Source organism: Pseudomonas sp. Sample_11, from assembly GCF_004307505.1.
GTDB lineage: Bacteria > Pseudomonadota > Gammaproteobacteria > Pseudomonadales > Pseudomonadaceae > Aquipseudomonas > Aquipseudomonas atacamensis.
The window spans coordinates 60431-85848 of record NZ_RCOD01000021.1 but is presented as its reverse complement, the minus strand read 5'-3'; the positions used below and the strand labels follow the sequence as shown (position 1 = coordinate 85848).

The following is a 25418-nucleotide window of genomic DNA, read 5'->3' as shown; positions in this document are numbered from 1 at the left end:
GCAGGCAAGCGCAGCGGATTCAAGCCTGCCAACATCGACGGAAACGGTGAAATCCCCAAGGCAAAATCCGTTCACACGCGGTACACAACGGTAAAGATTCATCTGATCAGCGACTGCGGATTTTTTCGACAATTGCGGTCGTCGAGCTGTTTTCCACCAGTCCTAGTACTTTCACGGTACCGCCATAAGCGGTGACGATATCTGCACCGACAACCTGATCGATGCCGTAATCGCCACCCTTGACCAGCACATCCGGCTTGACCTCGCGCAGCAGATTCTCTGGCGTGCCTTCCGGGAAGCTGATGACCCAGTCCACGGCACCGAGGCCCGCCAGAACCGCCATGCGCCGGTCGACACTATTGATCGGGCGACCGGGGCCTTTCAGGCGACTGACCGAAGCATCGTCGTTGACTGCGACAATCAGTCGATCGCCTTGGGCTCGTGCCTGCTCAAGATAAGTCACATGGCCGGCGTGCAGGATGTCGAAGCAGCCATTGGTGAAGACGATTCGTTCGTTATGCGCACGGGCATCGGCAACGGCCAGCACCAGTTGCTCAAGCCCCAGCACGCCGCGCTCGGAGCCTTCCTCGCGCTGAATCGCGCGGCGCAGTTCCGGGGCACTGATGGCCGCGGTACCAAGCTTGCCGACCACAATACCCGCCGCCAGGTTGGCCAGGGCCACGGCGTGTGGCAGATCCTCACCGGCAGCAATCGCAGCGGCCAGCGTCGAGATTACGGTGTCGCCGGCGCCGGTCACATCGAACACTTCCCGGGCACGCGCTGGCAAATGCAACGCCGGTTGATCCGGGCGCAGCAGGGTCATGCCGTGTTCGCCACGGGTGACCAGCAGTGCTCCCAGCTCCAGATCGTGCATTAACGTTGCGCCCTTGCTGACGAGTTCGTGTTCGTCAACGCAACCGCCGACGATGGCTTCGAATTCGCTCAGGTTCGGGGTGATCAGGCTGGCGCCACGGTAGATCGAGAAATCCTTGCCCTTCGGGTCGGCCAGTACCGGGATGTTTTTCGCCCGTGCCGCCTGGATCAGCGCCTGATGATTTTTCAGCGCGCCTTTGCCGTAGTCGGAAAGCACCAGCACCTTGATGCCTTCGAGCAGGTCATCGACCTGCGAGCCAAGCGCCAGCGCGTCGGTGGCGAACGGTTCTTCGAAGTCGATACGCAGCAATTGCTGGTGCCGGCTCATGACCCGCAGCTTGACGATGGTGGGCTGGTGCGCAATGCGCTGGAACAGGGCACGTACGCCGGCGCCCTTGAGACTGTTGCTCAGACTGTCGGCGGCTTCGTCATCACCGGTCACACCGACCAGCGACGCCGGCGCACCCAGTGCGGCAATGTTCAGGGCAACGTTCGCGGCACCGCCCGGACGGTCTTCGATTTGCTCGACCTTGACCACCGGCACCGGCGCCTCAGGGGAAATCCGTGAGGTTCCGCCATGCCAGTAACGGTCGAGCATGACATCGCCGACTACCAAGACAGGGGCTTGATCGAAACGCGGCATGGACAACTTCATGGAGCAACCCACATACAAAATGAACAGGGGCGCGATATTACCACAGGGTAAAGCGCCGTCCGCCTCAATCTGAAAGGTCGCGGACCCAGAACAGTTCGTGGCGGCGAACAGCCTTGCGGAAAAACTCGTTACTGCCTGTGACAGGCCAGCGACGTCCGGCCAGCACTTGCTGGATCACCCGGCGCGACTGCCGCTTGAATCCGAGCGGACCCTGCAGGTCATGCTCCATGGCCAGCGCCATCGCCTTGTCCAACTGCACATCCGCTGACAGCAATGGACTCCACAGACGATCGGACGGCAACGGCTCGACTGCCGGCGGCAGCGCGATACCGCCACCGGCCGGGCCCATGGGCCAGCGGTCATTGTCATGCAGATGATTGGCGTACATCAGCAACGTCGACGGTTTCCACGTACTGGCGGCGATGGCTTCCAGCAGAGCACGGGTAGTAGCGACGTGATCGCTGTGCGGATCCAGTTCGGGATGCGGAGTGACAACGACTTCGGGCCGAAAGTGCTCGAGCAATTGCCGTATATCACCGACGAGATTGATCCAGGTCGGCGCACCATCGACATCGCCGGGGAGTTCGATCGGATTGTGCTGCCGAACACTGCGCACATCGTTTTCGCCGGATTCCCGCGAGCCGAATGGTTTGCCCGGCTCCTCGGCCATCGCCGGCAATTGCAGGCAGTAGTAGCCCAGCTGTACACAATGACTGGCCGGCACCCCGCCCCACAATGGAATGCTCTGGCTGTCCCAACTGCGCAGTCTGCCCTTCAAGCGTGCAGCCTGAGCCTTGTCCAGCCCGAGGCGCTGGAAGTCTTCGGCCTCGATTTCGCCCTGGGTCAGGGTGACGATGCTCGCTTCTTTGCAGCGACTGTAAAGCCCGAAAGCCGCCAGCTCGGCATCATCGGCGTGGGGCGCGATGACCATGACCCGTTGCTGCGCGTAATCGGGATTGCGCATGATCCACAGTGTGCCGCTGGAACTCAGCGTGCAATGCCGACCACGCACTGTCAGGGTATTGTCGCCAAGCGCCGCCTGCCCGGACAGATTGAGAAAGCGCCGCCCGCCGACGCCACGCTCAAAATCCTGGCGATCGCCACCCAGTTCGACATAAGGATCCCGCCAGCGGCCCAGCCACTTGGCCGTTATCTTGAGCTCCAGCAGCAGCGTTTCACCCGGCGCCAGCGGCTCGCTCAGACGCACGATTCCAGCATCCAGCTCCACGGATTGACGCGGCGTACCGCTGGGAAAGTTGTACTGATAGTCGTCGCTTGCGCGATAGAACAGGTGGTCGGCAAACCACGCCTCATGCGCCACCCACGCCAAGACCAGCAGCACCGGCACCAGCCACCAGCCCAGCAAGAAGCCGGCCGCCAACAGCACGATCAAGAACGCAATCAGGAACAAGCGCTTGCTGCGTCGATGGGCTTTCAGGAGCTGTTGCTTGCGAGCAGTCATGGTTTCAGACCTTGTAGACGGGCACCGTGTGGCACCAGCGATCCTTGTATTCGCGGTCGGCACGACCGAACGAATAGCGCAGTGTCTTGCCCAGTGCCTGAGCATCCGCCCAGGCCTGCTGGGTGTTGACGAAACTCAACACGCTGCCGGGACTGAACTCGCGGCTTTGCGGGTCGACACCACCGTTGACGTACTCCAGCGATACCCATTGTGGCGCTTCGACACGGTAGAGAATCTGGATCGCCACTGGCGCCGATTCAAGCATCACCACCGAGCCGGTCATGAACTCGCGCAAGAGAGTGAAGACTTCGATCAGCCCGGCCTTCCCAGGCACCTCGAAACCCCAGCGGCGCTGGAACAGATCACCATAAGCGGCGGCCTGCTCTTGCGGCGTCAAGTCGGACATCGGAATCAGCGCACCACCCGCCTCTTCCAGCAGGCGTTGTTCGCGACGCTGGTTGTAGCGAAATTTCTTCGAATAATCCTCAGGCAGCCGCGCCAGTGCCAGCCCTTCGGGCTGAGCGCGCAGAGTGCTGATCTGCTCGGCGTTGAGCTGCGAGACATAGGCCATGCGCTGACGCACCGGAACCACGACATCCGGGGCAATCGGCAGAATCAGTTCAGCGTTGCCCATGTCCAGCAGCCCACGCTTGCCTTCGCGTTTGAGCACTTCCTTGGACAGCGCGGCGTGCCTGCCCCAGCAAGCAACAGCCGCGACGACTTCGCCATCGACGACCCAGCCCAGGTAGTGCAGCTTGATGCCGACAAACGCCGACAGCCGCTCCACCACTTCAGGATGAGTTGCAAAACTGCCACCGAAGCGCTGCCATGCCTGTGCGTAGGCTGCCTGATCAATCTCGCTCCAGCCGCGCTCCCGCCAAACGCGAAACGCCGTCAGCATAGGTCGGTCACATGGGTCGGTTGCGGCTCGTCGCCTTCTTCGAACTCTTTGGCGTGCAAGCGTGCGTAATAGCCATTCTGCGCCAGGAGTTGGGTATGGGTGCCGCGCTCGACGATCTTGCCTTCGTCCATGACCAGAATGAGGTCGGCCTTTTCGATGGTGCTCAAACGGTGAGCGATGACCAGCGTCGTGCGGTTCTGCACCACATGATCGAGAGCCGCCTGGATATGCCGTTCCGATTCGGTATCGAGGGCCGACGTGGCCTCATCGAGAATCAGCAGCGGCGCATCCTTGAGCAATGCACGTGCGATGGCGATGCGCTGACGCTGACCACCGGACAGCAACACACCATTTTCGCCGACCAGGGTTTCATAGCCCTGCGGCATCTTGACGATGAACTCATCGGCGTAGGCTTCGGTGGCCGCGCGTTTGACTTCTTCGAACGGCGCCCCGGCCAGGTCGCCGTAAGCGATGTTGTTGGTCACCGTGTCGTTGAACAGGGTGACCTGCTGGGTCACCAGAGCGATCTGCCGACGCAGGCTGCGCAGAGTGAGGTCTTGCACCTGCACATCATCGAGCAGAATCTGCCCGTGTTCCTGCTCGTGCTGGTAGAAGCGTGGAATCAGACCGGCCAAGGTGGACTTGCCACTTCCGGAACGACCGACCAGCGCGACCATTTGTCCCGGTTCGACGACGAAACTGATGTCATCAAGGACCTTCTTGTCACTGTCGGGATAACTGAAGCTGAGGTTGCGCACTTCGAGGCGACCTTGCAGGCGGTCGCGCTCGACCGTGCCGTTATCGACTTCTGCCGGCTCGTCCAGTTGCTCGAAAATGCTCTCTGCGCCTGCCACGCCCTTCTGGATCGTAGAACTGACTTCCGAGAGCTGGCGAATCGGTTTTGGCAGCAGGCCGGCCATGGTGATGTAGGCCACCAGATCACCAGGCGATGCATCACCACGAAGGTACAGGACCAGAAACATCACCACCGCCATGGCGCTATATGTCACCAATTGCAGCATCGGCGTATATACCGCACCGGTCTTGGTCATGGTCAGCTGTTTGTCGGTATTGCTCTGGCTGGCGTCGTGGAAGCGCACCTTTTCATAGGTTTCACCACCAAAGCTGCGAACCACGCGGTAGCCGTGAATCGTCTCGGAGGCAACGTGCGTGACGTTACCCATCGAGACCTGAATCTTTTTGCTCTGCTTGCGAAATTTCTTGCTGGTGCTGTTCACCATCAGGCCGATGACCGGCAGGATGGCGACCATCACCAACGTCAGCTTCCAGTTCATCCACAACAGGGTGCAGAACAGGAAAATCACCGTCATGCCCTCACGGATCACCACTTTGATCGCGTCGGTGGCCGCTCCGGTGACCATGGTCACGTTGAAGGTGATGCGGGAAATCAGGTGGCCGGAGTTGTTCTTGTCGAAATAGCTGTTGGGCAGATCCAGCAGCTTGTTGAACAGAACCACACGCAGGTCATGCACCAGGCCGAGAGAGACCCGCGCCAGAAAGTAGTTGCCCAGATACGAACCGACGCCTTGCCACACGGCAATCAGCACGATCAGCAACGGCACGCTTTCGAGCAACTGCAACTTGCCCAGATAAGGATTGCCGGGAAACAGGCTGGCCTCCGGATTAGCCAGGCCGTCGACGAAATATTTGAGGATGTAGGCAAGCATCGGTTGGGTCGATGCGAAGATCAGAAAGCCAACGATACTCAGAATGAACAGGCCGGCGTAAGGACGCACGTAAGCCAAAAGGCGGAAGTAGATCGCCAGCGTTGACTGGGCTTTCGGTTCAGGACTGCTCATGGGAATCCGCGTAAATCAGTGAGGCGGCGATGATATCACAGGCCCTTTTGCGCCGATCAACATCACCGGGCGCCAGCCATTGGGCAAGTCGGTTAAGATAGCCGGCTCACGATGGGGAGTCAGGCATGCAATCGATTGATCACAGCACTTACGAGGCACTGCGCAAGGGTGCTCAGGTACTCGAAGCCGACGGTTCCGGCGACAAGGTGCTCAGGTTGGCCGACGGTCGCATGCTCAAGCTGTTCCGCCGCAAACGCCTGCTGAGTTCTGCGCTGTTCTTTCCCTACGCCCAGCGCTTCGCCAACAACACCAAGGCGTTGCAGCAGCGCGGCATCCTCTGTCCGAACGTGGTCGCGGTTTATCGCATTCCAAGCATTCAGCGCGATGGCGTGTATTACGCACCGCTGGCGGGCGAAACCGTACGGCAATTGCAGGGCACGCCCGAAGAAACCGAGACGTTGCGCAGTCAGTTGGGGGCATTTATTGCGCAACTGCACGAAAAAGGCGTGTACTTCCGGTCCCTGCACTTCGGCAATGTCGTGCAGACGCCGCAGAATCAGCTCGGATTGATCGACATCGCCGACCTGCGCTGCCAGAGGCGCGCCCTGAGCGACAGCAAGCGACTGCGCAACTTCGCCCACTTGCTGCGCTACAAACAAGACCGGCAATGGCTGCTCGGCAGCGACGCCGGGAGAACTTTTCTTGAGGGTTATCGCCAGGCATTGCCGAGCAAGCGACAAGCTGCGCTGATGGAACGCCTGCGCCTGCTGCTGAATTGAGCCTTACTTGCCGATCACCAGAATCGTCGCACCCTTGCGATTGGCGAAGCGCTCAATGATGCGCATCTTGTGCGCCACCAGCCATTCGCCCAGCCAAGGTTCATTACCTTTCCCCTCGATCAGGAAATAGCGATATTCATCGGCGCGCTCCGGTGACATGGCCTGTTCACGTGTGAGCGTCGGCAATACATAACCGCGCCCGGCGTAATAGCTGATGCGACCGTCTTCGAACCATGCGCTGGTATCAGGTTCGACGTGCGCAGACACCCAGCGACCGGCAGCCACGTAATGGGTCTTGCCTGCACCCGTGGAGATCACATTTGACAGCATCACCAGCAACGCTGCCACGACCAGGACTTTGGTCCAGCGCGGAAACTGCCGGGCAAATGCCGCCAGCGCCATCGCCAGTACCGGTACGAACAGCAAATTCAGGAAACTCAGATACCGGGCGTTCATGAATTGCTGCTTGATGAAAAACAGCATCAGCACAACGAGATACAGCAGCGCCGCCCAGGCGAAAGGACGATAGTCACGCCAATAAACACCCAATACGCCCCAGTTGCGACGCAGGATGAAGGGCGCAGCGAACGGCCCCATCAGCTTGACGAATGTGATCGTCATCGTCGCCAGCAGGCCAAAGAACACGATGCGCCCGGCTTCATCCTGGGAATACTTGTTGATCAGCGAGTTGCCGAACTGTTCGGACAGCATCTGAAACGACTCGTACACGCCCTGCGGTGCAATCATGTCCAGGTACAGAAGGAAGCGCGCCGACATGAAAAAACCGAAGGCCGATGCAACCAGCAGCCCTATTGCCGGCAACAGAGCAAACTGCAGCAGACGAGTGCGCTGGCCAGAGCGCCACAGACCCGGCAATTGCCACAGCCCGAGCGCCGGCAATAACAGCAATGCCTCCAGCCGGAACAGCGCAGCAGCCACGATCGCCAAGTGGATCAGACCCGCCCTGATCCAGCCGCCCAGGGCTTGCCAACGCAACGCCTGCCATAACGCCAGCGTGCAGAAAAACCAGAAACCGCATTCGCGGATGATGTCATTTCGAAAGGCATTGACCGCTGGCATCGCCAGCACAATCAGGCACGCCCAGCCGGCAAGCTCGGGAGAGCGTCGACGGATACAATCGACCATCAAGGCACTGGTGCCGGCAAAAAACAGACCGCACCAGAGATAGGCGCTCAACTCCAGCGGCAACAGCAGGAAGCGATTGGTCAGCGCCAGAAGGATGGAGAACCACGGCCAGTCGAAATGCGCCCAGGCCACGTCGGCCCCGTGCAAGACAACCTGATGGGCGATATCGATGTACAGCGCGGCATCGCGACCGACCGTTGCGGTACCCCACACGGCGATCAATGAAAGGAGAATGCTTGCCCAGAACGCGACACTGACCGGCCGCTCATCGATTACCCGAGCTGCCTTGACCGCCCATTTACTATCCGTACCTTTCACCCAGCCCCCTCAACATCACGCGCCACAGGTACGCAAAAAAACAACGATCGCTTTATTTGAACAGCAGACGCAAGGCTTTACGCATGTATGACCAGCGCCCGAGGATGCGCCAGTCGGCGCGTAACGCTTGCTTATAGAACGTTTGCGCTAAAGCATATTCGCCATGGGAATAGCAATCGCGGAACAACGACAGACAACGCTGCGCCAGATAAGCCTGGCGCAAATCATGGAACTCTTGTGGCATCCGTTGACTGGAAAAAACTTCAGCAACCACCTGTTCGGTACCCGCTGCCAGGCTCTGGCGCAGATCATGGCGCATGCTGTCGGAGTGCTTGTAAATGAGCGCCAGTGGCTGCTCGACCACCGTGCAGGGAAAGCGCGCCAACACCTGGGCAAACACCGGCAGATCTTCGACATTGCGCAGGTGCTCGGGGTAATTGCCCGGTGCGAATACCTCACGATGCATTGCGCAGGCCCCGTTGGAGATCGACACAGTCTTGTCCAGCAGATAGCCCCTGACCCGCTGTCGCACTGTGGCTGGCAAAGGCTTGACAGCCTGCAGGCTGCGCTTGCCATCGGAGAAAATCGACCAATGAGCGCCGATGATCATCTGCGTGTCAGGATGACTGGCGATGTGTTGCGATAGCGCCGCCAGAGCACCGGGAGCCATCTCGTCATCGGCATCGAGAAAAATCAGAAATTGCCCGGTGGTTTCCTCGATCCCGCGATTGCGCACTGAAGACAGCCCGCCATTGCTTTGGCGTATGGCACGAAAACGCCCGGCATGTTCGGCCAGCAACGCTTGCATTACCTCAGGCGTCGAGTCAGTGGACCCGTCATCGATAACCAGCAGATCCGCCGTCGCTTCATGCAACTGCAGCAACACCGACTCCACAGCCCGAGGCAGGGAGTCGGCGTAGTTATACGCGGGAATGACGACGCTGATCAGTGTTTCAGTCAAGACCGTTTCCTTGCACGCCTTCTTTGACGACAAGAATATCTTCCATGATCAGATATTGCAGGTCAGAGCCGAAAAACATGTTCAGCGCGTCGGTCGGCGAGCAGATCATCGGCTCGCCACGACGGTTGAGCGAAGTGTTCAGCGACACGCCGTTACCGGTGAGGTTTTCCAGCGCCTTCATCATGTCGTAGTAGCGCGGGTTGTATTCGCGCTTGAGCACTTGGGCCCGGGAAGTACCGTCTTCATGGACAACTTCCGGCACGCGGGTTTTCCATTCTTCGGCGACTTCGAAGGTGAAAGTCATGAACGGCGCCGGGTGATCGATCTTGATCATCTGCGGCGCGACGGTGTCGAGCATCGACGGGCAGAAAGGCCTCCAGCGCTCGCGGAACTTGATCTGATGGTTGATGCGGTCGGCGACACCAGCCACGCTCGGGCAACCGATGATCGAACGACCACCCAACGCGCGCGGACCGAATTCCATACGGCCTTGGAACCAGGCGACCGGGTTGCCATCGACCATGATCTGGGCGATCTGCTCCGGCATGTTGTCGAGCTTGCGCCAGGTCGGCTTGTTCTCGTGGCGGGCACACGCAGCAATGACGTCTTCGTTGCTATAAGACGGGCCGAGGTAGACGTGTTCCATCTTCTCGACCGGGACGCCACGGGCGTGCGACACGTAAGCGGCAGCGCCGACTGCGGTGCCGGCATCGCCGGACGCAGGCTGTACGAACAGCTCTTTGATGTCGTCGCGGGCAATGATTTTCTGGTTCAGCTTGACGTTCAACGCACAGCCACCAGCGAAAGCCAGTTTGCCGGTTTCCTTGAGCACGTCGCCCAGGTAGTGGTCGATCATCTGCAACGCCAGCTTCTCGAACAGCGCTTGCATGCTCGCGGCGTAGTGGATGTAAGGCTCATCAGCGATGTCGCCTTCGCGCTTCGGACCCAGCCACTCGATCAGCTTCGGCGAGAAGTAGAAACCCTTGCCCTTCTCTTTATAGCGACGCAGGCCGATGACGTTGGCGTAGTCGGTGTTGATCACCAGTTCGCCATTCTCGAACGAGGCCAGACGCGAAAAATCATACTTGCTGGCGTCGCCGTACGGCGCCATGCCCATGACCTTGAATTCGCCGTCGAGCATCTCGAAACCGAGGAATTCAGTGATCGCACCGTACAAACCACCGAGGGAATCCGGGTCGAAGAATTCCTTGATCTTGTGGATCTTGCCGTTTTCGCCGTAACCGAAGAAGGTCGTGGCGTATTCACCCTTGCCGTCGATGCCGAGAATCGCGGTTTTCTCTTTGAAACCCGAGCAGTGATAGGCGCTGGAGGCGTGAGCCAAGTGATGTTCGACCGGCTCGATCTTGATTTTCTTCGGATCGAAGCCCAGTTGCTCGAGGCACCAGACGATCTTGTTGCGATAGCGCTTGTAGCGGCGGTTGCCCATCAGGATCGCATCAAGAGCGCGATCCGGGGCGTACCAGTAGCGCTTGGCGTAGTGCCAGCGGGCCTTGCCGAACAGGCTGATCGGGGCGAATGGAATCGCCACCACATCAACGTCGGAAGGTTTGATGCCGGCTTGCTCGAGGCAGAATTTCGCCGATTCGTAGGGCATGCGGTTCTTTGCATGTTTATCGCGTACGAAGCGCTCTTCCTCAGCCGCCGCGACCAGCTTGCCGTCGATGTACAACGCTGCGGAAGGATCATGGCTAAGGGCGCCGGACAGGCCAAGAATCGTCAATGCCACAGGGGTCTAGCCTCTTTAGTCTGCATGCAGGCGCGATGCGCCTTGAAAATTGATGTGCCCTCGCACAGGGCGAGTGGCAGCTAAAGGGCGGGATTATAGCGTAAAAGCGCCCGCAAGCCTCTAGCAGGAACAGGCAGTCGCCACGTTGACAGGGTTTGGACGTCGCAATAGACTCCAACTCAAATGGACTGGGGGATCCCGGTCGGCGCTAATGCCTCGGTGAGATCACCGGGGCTTTTCGCTTTTTGGAGGCGGGAAAATCTTCAAGCCCCAATTTTCGAAACCTTCTCCAGCGTTTATGCGCCCACCGCTGCAATAAAACTTGCGTTTGAGCACCTCGAAAGCACGATTTTCCTGACCCGCTCTCAAAACACTCATACCAATGGGTCTCGCGACAAGATCAGCCAGTTGTAAGCCGGTGGAATTGACCTGCTTTGTGGCGAAGACTATTTCGAACGGCAGTTGCACGCCCATTCGATTGGCACCACCGCACATTCTGCGAAACTCTAGCTCCAACTCGTTATCTTCCCGCTTTCCTCGGCGCTCAAAAATCACATGTGTTGATGCGCGGTGCTGACCCTTCTCAGATAAAAAATCGTACAAAGTTTCAAGACAGAAGCCGAGCGCCAGATGATACGGATTCTCTAGAGAACCCTGCTTCTCGCAGAGTGGAGCCTTATCGATAACACAGCTGATCAAAACAAAATTGCTGGCCTCAATGATGCTGGTCAATTCGGCAAGAAACGCATGCTTGTGCGCCTTTGAGGTAAACAAACTAGAGAAAGCACCTTTTTCTTTTCTAATCTCAAGCTCATGCAGCCCGATCAGATCATGTCCCATGTGATTGAACTTGAACTTCTGAACGGCTGGGATGACCTTTTCGCAATAGTGGCGCTTATGAAACACACAAAAGGCGAGTACGAAAATCGGATAGTAAGGATCCAACCGCTGCATTCCGTGATCACCGCTTTCATCAACATAAATGACGAAGTCACTGTATCTCGCGTCGGCGTGCTGAGGCTCTACACCTTCAAGAACCTCGCGCACCTCGCCCCGATTTTCAAAACGAGAAAACTGCACAACGTCACCCGCGATTGGGACGCCAATAGATACTGAGATTGCCATCCTCGATTTGCCGGTAAATCGTATAGGGCAAGGAAACGGTATCGAACACGGCGGATAGAGGAAGATCAAGCAACACAAACGGCGCCAGCATACCCGTAGGATCGGGCGGCGCATTCAAAGTGCAAAAATCGAAGGCCACGCCACTGTAGATGCGCGGAATCGATTGGCAGTAGGTCTTCTTTTTGCGCAGGTCACGGGCAGCATCGGCGTCCCCCTGTAACACGGTTGAGACACTGCCACAGCCTGAGAGCACCACAGAAATTACGCCCAGCATCAGAATTTTTTTCATGCTCAAGATTCGCCCTCCGAGATCGTCAGGCAAATTAGCATCGAGCCCGAGCAGGGCACAGTTCATGGCTTCTGGAGAAGTTGTAGGACAGATCGCTGTATTTTGTCCGCTACTGCCCACAGACTCCGTTTCGCAGTGGACCGGGTCCTTTGCAAGAACCAGTCTGCTCGTGAGAAGGAATCACCCCGCGCTGGAGACTCCTTTCGGCAGCCGCTCATCAATGACCCGATACAACGCGCTGCTTTCAGACCAGTTACGCATGAACCGCGCCCGATCGCGGGCGTAAGCTGGGGCGAAACTGCCAACCGAGGCGTGCTGACACATCGAGTCGAGATCGATCAGCGCCCAGCGATCCGTCTGCCAGAACAGGTTGTGGCCTTTGAAATCGCCATGACTGATGCGCTCGGCGATCAATCGGGCAAACAGTTGATCAAGCGCCAGCAACTCGGCTTCCGGTGCCTGGCCATTTTCCACGTACGGCGCAAAGCGCTCGATGACGTCCGGCCCGGGCAGAAATTCGGTGACCAGATAGGCACTGCGGCGCAGCCACAAGAAGCGCTTCTCCAGTACCGCCAGCGGTTTCGGCGTGGCGATGCCAAGGAACGCCAGGCGATTGCCCTCACGCCACGAATGCCAGGCCCGACTCGGACGCCAGAAGCGTTTGAGCCAATGGGCGAAATTCTTGATGTTGTAGCGCTTGATAACCAGAGCCCGCCCGGCTATCTCGACTTTGCCGACGCTGGCCGCGCCGCCGGTCTTGTAAAGGTGCCCCTGATCAAGCAAGGCGTCAGCCTGCTCAAGCACCGGCAGCATGGCCGCTTCTTCTTCACGGCGAACGGCGCGCAGGGCAAATGCGCCGCGCTGCACGGCGAACAACGTGCAGTCGCGGCCAACCTTGATCAGGTAATCCCTGAGTCGCCAGTTGCGCACCTTGTCGATCTGTTTTTGCAACGCCTCCAGCGGCAACGCATGTTCGCTGTTGCTCAACAGGTAATACACCAGCAGTTCTTCGGTGAACGGTTCGAGTGATTTTGGCAACTGGGCGAAAAACACGCCGAGATTTTCCAGCACTTTCTGCCGGGACAAGGGCTGCCCCGCCGCTTCCGCACGAACGCCGGCGCCATCGATCAGGTACAACTGACCGCCGTGACGCAGCAGATTGTCCAGGTGCAGATCTTCCTGCCAGAGTCCTTTGCCATGCAGCCGACCGATCGCATCCAGCGCTTCGGCCAGAACAGCGGTCTGCTCATCGGCCAGCGCCGGCAGAGACTCGACCTCGGCCCAGGCATCACCGAGGCTCTCGGAACCCTCGAGAAATTCGAAGAGCAGCCAGCCACCCTCGCCGTCCTTCAGCCCATCGGCCAATAACAGCGGCGTGGTCATGCCCTGCGCAGCGAGCAAGCGCACGCCTTGCAGCTCACGCTGAAAATGCCGCGCAGCTTTGCTGCCGACCAATAACTTGGCCAGCACCGGCCGACCGCGCCAGACACCTGCGCCAACGTAACGCTGCCCGGGCAACACCCGCAGCAAGCTCAGCAACTGTAAATCCGCCGCACCGGCGGCGTCCGCCAGGGTCACGGTCAGTGGCAGTGAAGGTGCACGCCCGGAGCGGGCCAGCTCGGACAATTGCATCAGCGGGTCTCCTTGTGGCTGCGCCGCGCTGTCAGTCGGCTCAGCCAGCTGTCGAGCAACGAGCTGTCAGTCGGCTGGTTGAGATAAGCCGCAAGCAATTGGCGCAAGTCGGCCTCGCTCCACTGCGGCGCGCGACGTTGCAACGGTTCCAGATCCTTGACCCGATCACGCATGCCGAACAGCAGCGGCCGGGTTTTCTCCAGATCGATCAGTTGCGCCTCATAGCAGTCGCCGGTGGCGCGCAGGAATATGTGCTTGGGATAGAAACAGCCATGCACCTGACGTGCACCGTGCAGCTGCCGCGCCAGCAAACCGCAAGCCCTGAGGATGGCCGAATGTTGCGCGGCACCGAGCTGTGCCCAGCGCGCCAGCAACGAATCCAGGTCACTCCAGCCATCCAGGGCGCGGGTGAGCAGAATGGCGCGCACTTCCCCGGCAACCTTGCGCTCACCGAAAAAAGCCGCCTGCAATGCCGGTATGCCCAACTTGCGGTAACGGCTGATGTTGCGAAACTCACGGGCAAAACTGGGCTCGCCAAACGGCGCATGCAAGGTCCGCGTCAGATAATTGCTTTGGCGCTTGAGGTAATAGCCCTGGCCTTCCAGGTCCAGGCGGAACACGCTGCTCCAGCCGCCACCGGCAGTGTTGGGCTCATCCACAGCTTCAAGCTGTTTGGCCCACAGTGCGTCGAAATTGCCGAGACCGTGGCGCTCCAGCAGAGCGCGGTCCTGTACGGCAAGAAAATCAGTCATTCACGTCCCTCAAAAAATCTCACCACGTGCCGAATCCGTTTCTTGTCGGCGACATCGAGCCGATCACACTGGCGATACTGCTTATAGAAGCGCAGGCGCTGGGTATTGGACAGGTGATATTTGGCCAGTTTGTCGAGACAGGCGAGGTCCTTGGTGATCCGGTACTTGAGCCAGAAGCCACGCCAGAATTCGCCGTTGGGGCAGTCGATGAGGAAGATGCGCGCCTGATCGTCGATCAGCAGATTGCGCCATTTCAAATCGTTATGCGTAAACCGATGGTCGTGCATGGTCCGGGTGTAGCCGGCCAATTGCTGGCTGACACCGTCGACCCAGGCGCGATCCTTGAGCCGGGGATCCTTGCGCTCGGCCAGCGCCGAGAGGTCTTCGGTATTGGGCAGCTCACGGGTGATCATCGCGCCCCGATCGTAGGCCGCGCCGCGCCGCTCCAGGCCCCAGGCCACCACCTCGGCCGTGGGGATGCCCCACTTGGCGAAGCGCTTGAGGTTCTGCCATTCCATTTTTACCCGCGGCTTGCCGAGGTAACGGCGCAGGCCCTTACCGGCGCCGACGTAGCGTTTGACGTAGTAATTGACGCCGTCGCGCTGCACCCGAACGACTTCCGACAGCGGATCGCGGGTCAGGCGTTCGCCCTGCAAGGCAAACACCGCTTCGAGGCTGCCGAAATCTTCGGCGAGGTCGCTGTACTGCGGCTCCAGTGTCCAGCCCGCCATCAGAGCGCATCCCCGTAACGCTGTTTGCGCGCGTAGAGCTTGTCGGCCTTGCCTTGCAGCCAGCTCAGCAGTGGCGACTCTTCTGCCAGAATCTGCCGCAGCGGTTGCTGGAAGTAGCCCTTGAGGAAACGCAGTTTGTCGCGGCGGGTCAGGCCGATGTCCAGCGCGGAGAAGTACAGCGCCGCCAGATCCTTGTTGCGCCAGCGCTGAGTGATCTTTGCGCGGGTCTGGGCTCGGTGCAGATCGATCACCGACAGTTTGAAATCCTGCGGCGTGACCGGTTTATCGGTGTGCAACAGGAAATGGCAGATGTAGCAGTCGCGGTGATTGACCCCGGCGCGGTGCATCATCCCGGTCATCCGCGCGACTTCGGCAATCAATGCGCGCTTGAGTGTTGGCTCCGGCGGCTGCTTGACCCAGTCAATGCTGAAGTCTTCGAGGCTGATGGTCGGCGCCAGCTCTTCGGTGACGATGAACGAATGCTGATCCGCCGGGTTGCTGCCCTTCTCACCGTAGGCGACGGCGGTCATGGTCGGCACGCCAACTTCCTGAAGGCGCTGGATGGCCTTCCACTCTTGCCCGGCGCCGAGCACCGGCAGCTTGGCGGTCAGCAGATTCTTGAAGATTTCGCCCCAACCGATGCCACGGTGGATCTTGACGAAAAAACCATGGCCGTCGACTTCCGTGCGCAATGTCCGGCGCGCTTCCAGCTCGCGGTATACCTCGCCCTGCAAGCCTTCGACTGCGGCGAACGGGTCGCGTCCGGCCCAAAGGCTTTTGAACGGTTCAGCCAGCATCAACTTCATTAAGCGTGCTCCGCCAGAATCACATCCGCCGCGTGCTGCGGCATGCTGTAGAGGTCGGCCGTCTCGGCGAAGGCCAGACCGTTGCGGCTCCAGGCCGCACGTGCAGCGTCGTTGCTCAACATCTCGGTCAGGTATTGCGTCAGCTGCGCCTGCTCGAACGGCTCGTCCAGCACTCGCCCGGCATCGGCCTCGGCAATGTAATGGGCGTAACCGCAGACCGCGCTGACCAGCACCGGCAAACCGGCCACCAGCGCTTCAAGCAGCACGGTGCCGGTGTTTTCGTTGTAGGCCGGGTGAATCAACAGGTCGGCGCCGAGCAGGAAACGCGGGATATCGCTGCGCCCTTTGAGGAAGGTCACATTGTCGCCCAGGCCCAGCGTCGCACTCTGCATCTGGAACAATTTGGGGTCATCCTGGCCGATTACAAACAGCCGAGTGCGTTTTCTCAACTCGGCCGGCAGCGCGGCCAGCGCCTTGAGGCTGCGATCGACACCCTTGGTCTTGAAGCCGGAGCCGATCTGCACCAGCAGCAACTCGTCGTCCTTGAGATTGAATTCAGCGCGGAAACCGGCGCGAATCTCGTCGGCATTCGCCGGACGCCGACGATCCTGGGCAATGCCCGGCGGCAGCAGGTGGAAACGCTCAAGCGGCGTGTCGTAGTACTTGATGAACAGTGGTTGCTGCACTTCGGAAATCATCAGCACTTCGGTCTTCGCGTCCTTGGCGAACACCGCGCGCTCGTACTCAGCGAAGTGGCGATAACGACCCCAGCGGCGATACAGCGAGTTGCGCAGGTTCTGCGCCTTGTCTTCGAAGCAGCCGTCGGCGGCGTAGTAGACGTCCAGGCCCGGCATCTTGTTGAAACCGATCAGACGATCGACCGGACGCTTGGCCAGATCCGCGGCCATCCACGCGCTGAGCTTTTCATTGCGACGGTGATTGAAGAACGCCTTGACCGGCGCTACCAGCACCTCGAAACCCGGCGGCACGTCGCCTTCCCAGATCAGCGTGTAGACGCGAATCTGATGGCCGCGCTTCTGGCATTCGAGGGCGATGCGCATGAAGTCGCGCTGCAAGCCACCGAACGGGAAATATTTGTACAGGACAAATGCCAATTGCATCAGCGCAGCTCCTCAGCCATTAACAACGTGCTCAGTCGGCTGGCGACACGCTCGGGGTTCACACGCGTGAAGCACAAAGGCTGCTCGCGTTTCAGGTCAAACTGACGGGCATCCTGCTCGGTCGGTTGATAGGTACATTTTTTCTGCATGCAGGGCGCGCACGGGAAGTCGCTGGCCAGATGAATCTGCAGCTTGCCGTAGGCGCCGGTGAGGCCCGGATTGGTCGGGCCGAACAACGAAATCGTCGGTACATCCAGCGCAGCGGCCAGATGGCCGAGCCCGGTGTCCACCGCCACGCAGGCTTGCGCGCCGGCGAGGACTTTGCCGACGCCGGCCAGATTGAGCTTCGGCAGCACTTCGGCATGTTTGAAGCCGGCAGCGATGCGTTCGGCGCGGGCCTTTTCCTGCGGGTTGCCCCACGGCAGCTTCACGCCAACGCCGAGGTAGCCGACCCGCTCGGTCAGCTCGCGCCAGTAGAGTTCCGGCCAGTGCTTGGTGTCCCAAGTGGTGCCGTGGAGGAACACCACGTAAGCGTTCTTGCGTGGCAACTCGACCAGTCGCTCGACGTTGAGGCCGTAATCGCCGAGGCCTTTGGGCAAGTCGTAACCCAGAGCGATGGCGAATAACTGGCGTACGCGCTCGACGGCGTGCTGGCCTCGGGCGACAGCGAGTTTACGATCGTAGAAGCGCGCAGCCACCGGCTCGCGCGCGGAAGTTTTATCGAGGCCGGCCACCGGGGCTTTGACGTAGCGGGTCAGCCAGGCACTTTTCAGCAGGCCTTGAGCGTCGATCACCAGATCGTATTTATTGGCGCGCACGCTTTGCTTGAAGCGTTTCCACTCGCCGCTGGTGATGGTTTTCCACAGACTCTTGCGCCAGCGGCGGATCGCCACCGGAATCACTTTATCGACCGCCGGGTGCCAGCTCGGAATCTCGGCGAAGCCTTCTTCCACCACCCAGTCGAACTTGATGCCCGGGATCGCCCGTGCAGCGTCGGTCAGCGCTGGCAACGCGTGAATCACGTCGCCCAGCGATGAAGTCTTGATCAGCAATACCCGCAAGTTAATGAACCTCGACCACGGAGCCCTGCAACTTCTGCAAGGCATCGTTGACCGCGTCCGGCATCAGCTGGCGCAGGCAGTTGTAATGGCCGAACCGGCAAGTTCGATCGAAGCACGGGCTGCATTCGATGCCCAGGCGCACGATCTCGACCTGCTCGGCCAGCGGCGGGGTGAAGCCCGGCGAGGTCGAGCCGTACACCGCGACCAGCGGACGATTCAATGCCGCAGCGACGTGCATCAGGCCGGAATCGTTGGATACAACCGAATCAGCGCATGACAGCAGGTCAATGGCCTCGGCCAGCGAGGTGCCGCCGCTGAGGTTGACCGATTCTTCGCGCAGGCCCGGGATCAACCGGGCGCGGATGTCTTCGCCGACCGCGTGATCGTTTTTCGAGCCGAACAGCCACACCTGCCAGCCTTCGCGGATGCGCGCTTCGGCGACCTTGGCGTAGTGCTCGGACGGCCAGCGCTTGGATTCGCCGAACTCGGCGCCGGGGCACAGGGCCAGGACCGGGCGATCAAGGGTCAGGCCGAATTTGGCCAATGCCGCTTCGCGGGTCACCGGGTCGATTTGCAGAGTCGGGCGCGGGTACGGCTTCGGCAGCTCGGCGTTCGCTTCATAGGCCAGCGCCATGAAGCGCTCGATCATCAGCGGGTAGCGTTCTTTGTCGAGAGTGCGCACATCGTTGAGCAGGCCATAGCGGAACTCGCCACGCCAGCCAGTGCGTTTCGGAATGCCGGCAAAAAACGGCACCAGTGCCGATTTCAGCGAGTTGGGCAGCAGGATCGCCTGATCGTACTGACCGCGCAGGGACTTGCCGATGCGTCGGCGCGTCGCCAGTTCCAGCGCGCCGTGGCCGAGCGGGAAGCTCAAGGCCTTGCGCACTTCGGGCATGCGCTCGAGGATCGGCCGGCTCCATTCAGGCGCCAGCACGTCGATTGCGCATTGCGGGTGGCGTTGCTTGAGACACTGAAACAGTGTCTGCGCCATCACCATGTCACCGACCCAACTGGGCCCAACGATCAGAATATTCATGTGGTTTCCAAAAACGAACCGGGGAGGCATTTACGCCTCCCCGCCTCGATAATTCTACAAACACTGTAGATCTACTGTGGGAGCGGGCTTGCCCGCGATCGGGTCTTCACATTCAACACTATTGTCGTCTGATACTCCGCTATCGCTGGCAAGCCAGCTCCCACAGGGTTTTGCATCTGTTTCAACATCTGCATTTCAGCGCAGATTACTGTGGGTGCTGCATAAACCGCTTTCAGCTTAACCCCATCTCTTGCCATATCCGCAAAACCTGCCGGCGTTCGTCGGCAAACTGGTCGCCCGGTATCACCCCGGCGTCCTTCTGCAAGGCCTGCCGGTGGGCGGCGGAGCGATAGGCCTTGTAGGCCTCACGCAACAGACTGGCATCTTCGGCGGGCATCAGCCCTTCGTGCTCCAGCTCTTCCAGAATGCGGATGTTATCGGTCCAGCGCAGCAGCGGTGGATGGCTGTGCGACCACGCCAGGGCCGCGTATTGCACCATAAATTCAATATCGACGATACCTCCGGCGTCCTGCTTGAGGTCAAACGGCACGCCCGCGTCGAACGCATTCGCCGCCGTGCCGGCTGCGGTGCTGCGGGTGCCGAGGTTGTCGCGCATCTTCGCGCGCATCTCGCTGACTTCCTGTTGCAGTTTGGCCAGATCCCGTGGTTTGCCCAATACCTGGGCGCGGACTTTCTCGAAGGCCTGGCCAACATCCTGACTGCCCACCAGCACCCGCGCGCGCACCAAGGCTTGATGCTCCCACGTCCATGCTTCGTTTTCCTGATAGCGGGCGAACGCGCCGAGTGAGCTCACCAACAGCCCGGAAGCACCGGACGGCCGCAGGCGCATATCCACTTCATAGAGCTGGCCGGAGTTGGTCTGCGCCGTGAGCAAATGAATGATCCGCTGCCCCAGGCGCGTGAAGAACTGCGCGCCGTCGATGGATTTCGGCCCGTCGGTTTCCGCCTGCGGATCACCGTCATGGATGAACACCAGATCCAGATCGGAACCATGCCCCAATTCGATACCGCCGACTTTGCCATAACCGACAATGATGAAGCCGGGATCGCACAGCGTACCGTCGGTGCGCAGCGGCGTGCCGTACTTGGCCACGGTCTGCCGCCAGGCCAGGGCCAGCACTTGTTCGAGAATCGCCTCGGCCAGCCAGGTCAGGTAATCGCTGACTTTCATCAACGGCAGGCTGCCGGCGATTTCCGAGGCGGCGACGCGCAAGCGGTGCGCCAGTTTGAAATGGCGCAGGGCTTCCATTTGCTGCTCGAGGTCGTCTTCGGGAATTCGCGTCAGGCGTTCGCGCAACTCGGCCGCCAGTTCCGGCGCCAGCGGCGGCTTGAACAGCCGACCTTCGTTGAGCAATTCGTCGAGCAGCAACGGGAAGCGCGTGATCTGCTCGGCAATCCACGGGCTCGCCGCACACAGGGTCAGCAGGCGGCGCAGCGCACCGGGGTTTTCCGTGAGCAAAACCAGATACGCCGAACGCCGCGCCACCGCTTCCACCAGTGGCAGCACGCGCTCGAGCACCAGATCGGGATTGTCATGCTCCACCGCTTGCGCAAGCAGTCGCGGAATAAAAGCATCGAGACGCTCGCGTCCCAGCCGCTGCATCGCGCGCAATTGCGGACTGCCACGCAAACCGGCCAGCGCTTTCAGGGCTTTGCCGGCATCGACGAAACCGCCTTCCTGCAACTGCCGGCACGCGGCCTCCTCGTCCTGTTCTTCCTCCCACAGCGGCAGCCACTCACCACCGACCACCACTTCGCTTTCGCAGCCCTCTTCCTCATCGGGATCGGCGATCACCTGGGCGAAATGCCAGGCCACGCGCCCGCGCCAGTACATGAGCTGTTCGTGGAACGCCGGCCAATCGGCGAAACCCAGCATGAAGGCGATGCGCGCCTGATCCTGAGCGCTGTCCGGCAGCATCTGCGTCTGACGGTCGGCAATCGCTTGAATGGCATGTTCGGTGTAACGCAGAAACTCGTAACCCTCGCGCAGCTCACTGACCACCGCCGGCGGCAGATAGCCTTGCCCTTCCAGCGTGCTCAGCACCTTTAATAGAGGACGCTGTTGCAGGCTCAGGTCGCGGCCACCGTGGATCAATTGAAAGGCCTGAGCGATGAACTCGACTTCACGGATGCCGCCGGAGCCGAGCTTGATGTTGTCGGCCATGCCCTTGCGCCGCACTTCCTGCTGGATCAACTGCTTCATGGTGCGCAGCGCTTCGATCGCCGAGAAGTCCAGATAGCGCCGATAAACGAACGGCCGCAGCATGTCGAGCAACTGCGCGCCGGCAACCTGATCGCCAGCCACCACGCGCGCCTTGATCATCGCGTAGCGTTCCCAGTCGCGGCCCTGATCCTGGTAATACTGCTCCAGCGCGTTGAAGCTGAGCACCAGCGCACCAGACGATCCGTATGGACGCAGGCGCATGTCGACGCGGAAGACGAAGCCGTCGACCGTCATCGGATCCAGCGCCTTGATCAGACGCTGGCCGAGGCGGATGAAGAATTCCTGATTATCCAGCGAGCGTTTCACGCCGACGGTTTCGCCGCCTTCGGGGTAGGCGAAGATCAGGTCGATGTCGGAAGACAGATTCAGCTCGACCGCGCCGAGCTTGCCCATGCCGAGGATGACCATCTGCTGCGGCTCACCGCTGCGCCGGCCGGTGGGTGTGCCGAATTGCTCGCAATGGCGGCTGTACAGCCATTGATAAGCCTGATCGATGGTGGCGTCCGCCATGTCCGAGAGGTCACGACAGGTCTGCACCAGATCGGCCTGGCGGGTCAGGTCGCGCCAGATGATCCGTACCTGATGGCGTGCGCGCTGGCGACGCAAGGCGCGGCCGAGTTCGTCTTCGCTCTGCGCGCTGTTCACGGCGGCGGCAATCTGTGCGCACAGCTCGCCGGGCGCAAACGCTCGATCAAGTTCGCCGGACGCCACCAGCGACAACAACATCAAAGGGTCACGAATGCTCTGTTCAATGACAAATTCGCTGGCGGCGGTGACGCGGGCGAATTGCGCCCAGCGCTCCGGCGTCCAGTTCGACAGGCCGTGATCGTCTTCAAGGGCGGCGACGGACGTACGGAACGACTGCTCGGATCGGCTGACCAACGGCAGGAGAATGGCGGGCAGTTCGGCAAGCACGGGCAGGGTCATGGTCTATCCTTGATCGGCGTAATAAGGGCCGCTTGTAGTGAATGATGAAAACCCGCTACGTGAAGGACTGTCGAACAAAAGTTAGAAATAGCTGAAATTTCTTCTTCTTTGGCATCCAGCATCAAACTTTCACCTTATTCGGATGGAAATCGACCCGCCTTAACGATTATTCTCACAACGCAGTCGGAGGCCACAAGCCTTTCATCTGTAGTTTTACTACTCGTCTATACATTCGAAAGGCTGAAATGCCGGAAGATTTGTAGTAAAACTACACGCCGCCGGAACAACCTGTCGGCAATCCAAGAATTTTAAATCGTCTGCCCACAAGGCCAGTCGCAAACTCAGGCAACCGATTCTGGAAGCCTTTCCGCCCTGGAGCAAGCCATGCAAGACCTCGATCCCGTCGAAACCCAGGAATGGCTGGACGCCCTGGAATCGGTTCTCGACAAAGAAGGCGAAGACCGTGCTCACTATCTGATGACCCGTATGGGCGAACTCGCGACCCGCAGCGGCTCGCAGCTCCCTTACGCGATCACCACGCCTTACCGCAACACGATCCCCGTTACCCACGAAGCACGCATGCCTGGCGACCTGTTCATGGAACGCCGCATTCGCTCGCTGGTACGCTGGAACGCGATGGCCATGGTAATGCGCACGAACCTGCGAGATTCGGACCTGGGTGGTCACATCTCCAGCTTCGCTTCCAGTGCGACCCTGTATGACATCGGCTTCAACTATTTCTTCCAGGCCCCGACCGACGAACACGGCGGCGACCTGATCTACTTCCAGGGCCACACCTCGCCAGGCGTTTACGCCCGCGCATTCATGGAAGGCCGCATCACCGAAGACCAGATGAACAACTTCCGTCAGGAAGTCGATGGTCAAGGCCTGTCGTCCTATCCGCACCCTTGGCTGATGCCTGACTTCTGGCAGTTCCCGACCGTATCGATGGGTCTGGGTCCGATCCAGGCGATCTACCAGGCGCGCTTCATGAAGTACCTGGAGCACCGCGGTTTCATCCAGCCGGGCAAACAGAAAGTCTGGTGCTTCCTGGGCGACGGCGAGTGCGACGAGCCGGAATCCCTGGGCGCGATCTCCCTGGCCGGCCGCGAGAAGCTGGACAACCTGATCTTCGTCATCAACTGCAACCTGCAGCGCCTCGACGGCCCGGTTCGCGGCAACGGCAAGATCATCCAGGAACTCGAAGGCGTGTTCCGCGGCGCTCAGTGGAACGTGACCAAAGTCATCTGGGGCCGTTTCTGGGACCCGCTGCTGGCCAAAGACGTCGACGGTATCCTGCAACGTCGCATGGACGAAGTCATCGACGGCGAGTACCAGAACTACAAAGCCAAAGACGGCGCGTTCGTTCGCGAGCACTTCTTCAACACGCCTGAACTCAAGGCAATGGTTGCCGATCTGTCCGACGACGAGATCTGGAAACTCAACCGTGGCGGCCACGACCCGTACAAGGTCTATGCGGCGTACCACGAAGCGGTCAACCACAAGGAACAACCGACCGTCATCCTCGCCAAGACCATCAAGGGTTATGGCACCGGTGCCGGCGAAGCGAAGAACACTGCGCACAACACCAAGAAAGTCGACGTCGACAGCCTGAAGCTGTTCCGCGACCGCTTCGACATCCCGGTCAAGGACGAAGAGCTGGAGAACCTGCCGTTCTTCAAGCCAGAGCCAAACAGCGCCGAAGCCCGTTACCTCGCCGAGCGCCGTGCCGCACTGGGCGGTTTCGTGCCGCAGCGCCGTGCGCAGAGCTTCAGCGTACCGACTCCGGACCTGGACACCCTGAAAGCCATCCTCGATGGCTCGGGCGACCGTGAAATTTCCACCACCATGGCTTTCGTGCGGATCCTCGCGCAACTGGTCAAGGACAAGGAAATCGGCCCGCGCATCGTCCCGATCATCCCGGACGAAGCCCGTACCTTCGGTATGGAAGGCATGTTCCGTCAGCTGGGTATCTACTCCTCCGTCGGCCAGCTCTACGAGCCAGTCGATAAAGACCAGGTGATGTTCTACAAGGAAGACCAGAAAGGTCAGATCCTTGAAGAAGGCATCAACGAAGCAGGCGCCATGAGCTCGTTCATCGCTGCCGGTACTTCGTACTCCAGCCACAACCAGCCAATGCTGCCGTTCTACATCTTCTACTCGATGTTCGGCTTCCAGCGTATCGGCGACCTGGCCTGGGCCGCTGGCGACAGCCGTACCCGTGGCTTCCTGATCGGCGGCACCGCTGGCCGTACCACCCTGAACGGTGAAGGTCTGCAGCACGAAGACGGTCACAGCCACCTGCTGGCCGCGACCATCCCGAACTGCCGCACCTACGATCCAACCTACGGCTACGAGCTGGCGGTGATCATTCAGGACGGCATGAAGAAGATGACCGAAGAGCAACAGGACATCTTCTACTACATCACCGTGATGAACGAGTCGTACCAGCAGCCAGCCATGCCGGCCGGTGCCGAAGAAGGCATCAAGAAAGGCATGTACCTGCTCGAGGAAGACACCCGCGATGCGGCGCACCACGTTCAGCTGATGGGCTCCGGCACCATCCTGCGCGAAGTACGTGAAGCGGCGAAGATCCTGCGTGAAGAGTTCAACATCGGCGCTGACGTCTGGAGCGTTACCAGCTTCAACGAACTGCGTCGCGACGGCCTCGCTGTAGAGCGCAGCAACCGTCTCAAGCCTGGCCAGAAGCCTAAGCTGAGCTACGTCGAAGAGTGCCTGAACGGCCGTAAAGGTCCGGTCATTGCTTCTACCGACTACATGAAGCTGTTCGCCGAGCAGATCCGTCAGTGGGTACCGTCCAAGGAATTCAAAGTCTTGGGCACCGACGGTTTCGGCCGCAGCGACAGCCGCAAGAAACTGCGTCATTTCTTCGAAGTCGACCGTCATTTCGTGGTGTTGGCAGCCCTGGAAGCACTGGCTGACCGTGGTGATATCGAACCTAAGGTTGTGGCCGAAGCCATCGCCAAGTTCGGCATCGACCCGGAAAAACGCAACCCACTGGACTGCTGAG

The 25418-nt window shown here is 60.0% G+C and carries 20 protein-coding genes; 2 read left to right on the top strand and 18 right to left on the bottom strand.

Translation table 11 applies throughout. From position 1 onward, the window contains the following. Positions 1-106: 106 nt before the first annotated feature. The 4 genes from hldE to msbA form a co-directional block, all read right to left on the bottom strand. Entirely contained in the window at positions 107-1528 is a 1422-nt protein-coding gene (hldE, locus tag D8U60_RS04690; RefSeq protein ID WP_076565323.1) for a bifunctional D-glycero-beta-D-manno-heptose-7-phosphate kinase/D-glycero-beta-D-manno-heptose 1-phosphate adenylyltransferase HldE, read from the bottom strand. A gap of 64 nt (positions 1529-1592) precedes the next feature. Further along, positions 1593-2990 (bottom strand): PIG-L family deacetylase, encoded by a 1398-nt coding sequence (locus tag D8U60_RS04685; protein ID WP_130899581.1) that lies wholly within the window; start codon positions 2988-2990, stop codon positions 1593-1595. 4 nt (positions 2991-2994) lie between these two features. Next, positions 2995-3891 (bottom strand): GNAT family N-acetyltransferase, encoded by an 897-nt coding sequence (locus D8U60_RS04680; RefSeq protein ID WP_130899580.1) that lies wholly within the window; start codon positions 3889-3891, stop codon positions 2995-2997. After that, positions 3885-5711, bottom strand: a complete 1827-nt coding sequence (gene msbA, locus D8U60_RS04675; RefSeq protein WP_130899579.1) for a lipid A export permease/ATP-binding protein MsbA — start codon at positions 5709-5711, stop codon at positions 3885-3887. The genes D8U60_RS04680 and msbA overlap by 7 nt, the downstream gene beginning before the upstream one ends. A gap of 125 nt (positions 5712-5836) precedes the next feature. Here msbA and D8U60_RS04670 point away from each other — a divergent pair, with 125 nt between their 5' ends. Beyond that, positions 5837-6490 carry a lipopolysaccharide kinase InaA family protein gene (locus tag D8U60_RS04670; RefSeq protein WP_123443973.1) on the top strand — a complete coding sequence of 218 codons (654 nt, stop codon included), beginning with the start codon at positions 5837-5839 and terminating at the stop codon, positions 6488-6490. Positions 6491-6493: 3 nt separating this feature from the next. Here D8U60_RS04670 and D8U60_RS04665 read toward each other — a convergent pair whose 3' ends face one another. The 14 genes from D8U60_RS04665 to D8U60_RS27970 form a co-directional block, all read right to left on the bottom strand. After that, complete coding sequence (locus tag D8U60_RS04665) at positions 6494-7954, bottom strand: hypothetical protein (RefSeq protein WP_130899578.1); 1461 nt, start codon at positions 7952-7954, stop codon at positions 6494-6496. A gap of 52 nt (positions 7955-8006) precedes the next feature. Next, positions 8007-8915, bottom strand: coding sequence for a glycosyltransferase family A protein (locus D8U60_RS04660; RefSeq protein WP_130899577.1), 909 nt, complete (start codon positions 8913-8915; stop codon positions 8007-8009). Next, positions 8908-10662: a carbamoyltransferase gene (locus D8U60_RS04655; RefSeq protein ID WP_130899576.1), complete on the bottom strand. Its 1755-nt coding sequence runs from the start codon at positions 10660-10662 to the stop codon at positions 8908-8910. The genes D8U60_RS04660 and D8U60_RS04655 overlap by 8 nt, the downstream gene beginning before the upstream one ends. 225 nt (positions 10663-10887) lie before the next feature. Beyond that, positions 10888-11787 (bottom strand): DUF3800 domain-containing protein, encoded by a 900-nt coding sequence (locus D8U60_RS04650; protein WP_130899575.1) that lies wholly within the window; start codon positions 11785-11787, stop codon positions 10888-10890. Next, on the bottom strand, positions 11747-12082 hold the full coding sequence (locus tag D8U60_RS04645; RefSeq protein WP_130899574.1) for a YceK/YidQ family lipoprotein: 336 nt from the start codon (positions 12080-12082) through the stop codon (positions 11747-11749). Before D8U60_RS04645 ends, D8U60_RS04650 begins: the two co-directional genes overlap by 41 nt. A 174-nt stretch (positions 12083-12256) precedes the next feature. Next, complete coding sequence (locus D8U60_RS04640; RefSeq protein ID WP_130899573.1) at positions 12257-13708, bottom strand: lipopolysaccharide kinase InaA family protein; 1452 nt, start codon at positions 13706-13708, stop codon at positions 12257-12259. Next, positions 13708-14460 carry a lipopolysaccharide kinase InaA family protein gene (locus D8U60_RS04635; protein ID WP_122881207.1) on the bottom strand — a complete coding sequence of 251 codons (753 nt, stop codon included), beginning with the start codon at positions 14458-14460 and terminating at the stop codon, positions 13708-13710. Before D8U60_RS04635 ends, D8U60_RS04640 begins: the two co-directional genes overlap by 1 nt. After that, on the bottom strand, positions 14457-15191 hold the full coding sequence (locus D8U60_RS04630) for a lipopolysaccharide kinase InaA family protein (protein ID WP_122881208.1): 735 nt from the start codon (positions 15189-15191) through the stop codon (positions 14457-14459). Before D8U60_RS04630 ends, D8U60_RS04635 begins: the two co-directional genes overlap by 4 nt. Beyond that, positions 15191-15997, bottom strand: a complete 807-nt coding sequence (gene rfaP, locus D8U60_RS04625) for a lipopolysaccharide core heptose(I) kinase RfaP (RefSeq protein ID WP_122881209.1) — start codon at positions 15995-15997, stop codon at positions 15191-15193. The genes D8U60_RS04630 and rfaP overlap by 1 nt, the downstream gene beginning before the upstream one ends. Continuing rightward, positions 15997-17118: a glycosyltransferase family 4 protein gene (locus D8U60_RS04620; protein WP_073471643.1), complete on the bottom strand. Its 1122-nt coding sequence runs from the start codon at positions 17116-17118 to the stop codon at positions 15997-15999. Before D8U60_RS04620 ends, rfaP begins: the two co-directional genes overlap by 1 nt. Beyond that, on the bottom strand, positions 17118-18179 hold the full coding sequence (waaC, locus tag D8U60_RS04615) for a lipopolysaccharide heptosyltransferase I (protein ID WP_130899572.1): 1062 nt from the start codon (positions 18177-18179) through the stop codon (positions 17118-17120). The genes D8U60_RS04620 and waaC overlap by 1 nt, the downstream gene beginning before the upstream one ends. Position 18180: 1 nt before the next feature. Further along, entirely contained in the window at positions 18181-19215 is a 1035-nt protein-coding gene (gene waaF / locus D8U60_RS04610) for a lipopolysaccharide heptosyltransferase II (RefSeq protein WP_024011319.1), read from the bottom strand. 232 nt (positions 19216-19447) lie between these two features. Next, entirely contained in the window at positions 19448-22387 is a 2940-nt protein-coding gene (glnE, locus tag D8U60_RS04600) for a bifunctional [glutamate--ammonia ligase]-adenylyl-L-tyrosine phosphorylase/[glutamate--ammonia-ligase] adenylyltransferase (protein ID WP_130899571.1), read from the bottom strand. After that, entirely contained in the window at positions 22384-22509 is a 126-nt protein-coding gene (locus D8U60_RS27970; protein ID WP_256584330.1) for a hypothetical protein, read from the bottom strand. The genes glnE and D8U60_RS27970 overlap by 4 nt, the downstream gene beginning before the upstream one ends. 262 nt (positions 22510-22771) lie before the next feature. Here D8U60_RS27970 and aceE point away from each other — a divergent pair, with 262 nt between their 5' ends. Beyond that, complete coding sequence (aceE, locus tag D8U60_RS04595) at positions 22772-25417, top strand: pyruvate dehydrogenase (acetyl-transferring), homodimeric type (protein WP_024011316.1); 2646 nt, start codon at positions 22772-22774, stop codon at positions 25415-25417. Position 25418: the final 1 nt, after the last annotated feature.

Bases quoted from the DNA above. Each gene is read 5' to 3' on its own strand.
- glnE (WP_130899571.1), bottom strand. From the start codon at position 22,387: ATGACCCTGCCCGTGCTTGCCGAACTGCCCGCCATTCTCCTGCCGTTG.
- D8U60_RS04685 (WP_130899581.1), bottom strand. From the start codon at position 2,990: ATGACTGCTCGCAAGCAACAGCTCCTGAAAGCCCATCGACGCAGCAAG.
- hldE (WP_076565323.1), bottom strand. From the start codon at position 1,528: ATGAAGTTGTCCATGCCGCGTTTCGATCAAGCCCCTGTCTTGGTAGTC.
- D8U60_RS04620 (WP_073471643.1), bottom strand. From the start codon at position 17,118: ATGCAATTGGCATTTGTCCTGTACAAATATTTCCCGTTCGGTGGCTTG.
- D8U60_RS04640 (WP_130899573.1), bottom strand. From the start codon at position 13,708: ATGCAATTGTCCGAGCTGGCCCGCTCCGGGCGTGCACCTTCACTGCCA.
- D8U60_RS04630 (WP_122881208.1), bottom strand. From the start codon at position 15,191: ATGGCGGGCTGGACACTGGAGCCGCAGTACAGCGACCTCGCCGAAGAT.
- rfaP (WP_122881209.1), bottom strand. From the start codon at position 15,997: ATGAAGTTGATGCTGGCTGAACCGTTCAAAAGCCTTTGGGCCGGACGC.
- msbA (WP_130899579.1), bottom strand. From the start codon at position 5,711: ATGAGCAGTCCTGAACCGAAAGCCCAGTCAACGCTGGCGATCTACTTC.
- D8U60_RS04670 (WP_123443973.1), top strand. From the start codon at position 5,837: ATGCAATCGATTGATCACAGCACTTACGAGGCACTGCGCAAGGGTGCT.
- D8U60_RS27970 (WP_256584330.1), bottom strand. From the start codon at position 22,509: ATGCTGGATGCCAAAGAAGAAGAAATTTCAGCTATTTCTAACTTTTGT.
- D8U60_RS04650 (WP_130899575.1), bottom strand. From the start codon at position 11,787: ATGGCAATCTCAGTATCTATTGGCGTCCCAATCGCGGGTGACGTTGTG.
- waaF (WP_024011319.1), bottom strand. From the start codon at position 19,215: ATGAATATTCTGATCGTTGGGCCCAGTTGGGTCGGTGACATGGTGATG.
- D8U60_RS04680 (WP_130899580.1), bottom strand. From the start codon at position 3,891: ATGCTGACGGCGTTTCGCGTTTGGCGGGAGCGCGGCTGGAGCGAGATT.
- D8U60_RS04635 (WP_122881207.1), bottom strand. From the start codon at position 14,460: ATGACTGATTTTCTTGCCGTACAGGACCGCGCTCTGCTGGAGCGCCAC.
- aceE (WP_024011316.1), top strand. From the start codon at position 22,772: ATGCAAGACCTCGATCCCGTCGAAACCCAGGAATGGCTGGACGCCCTG.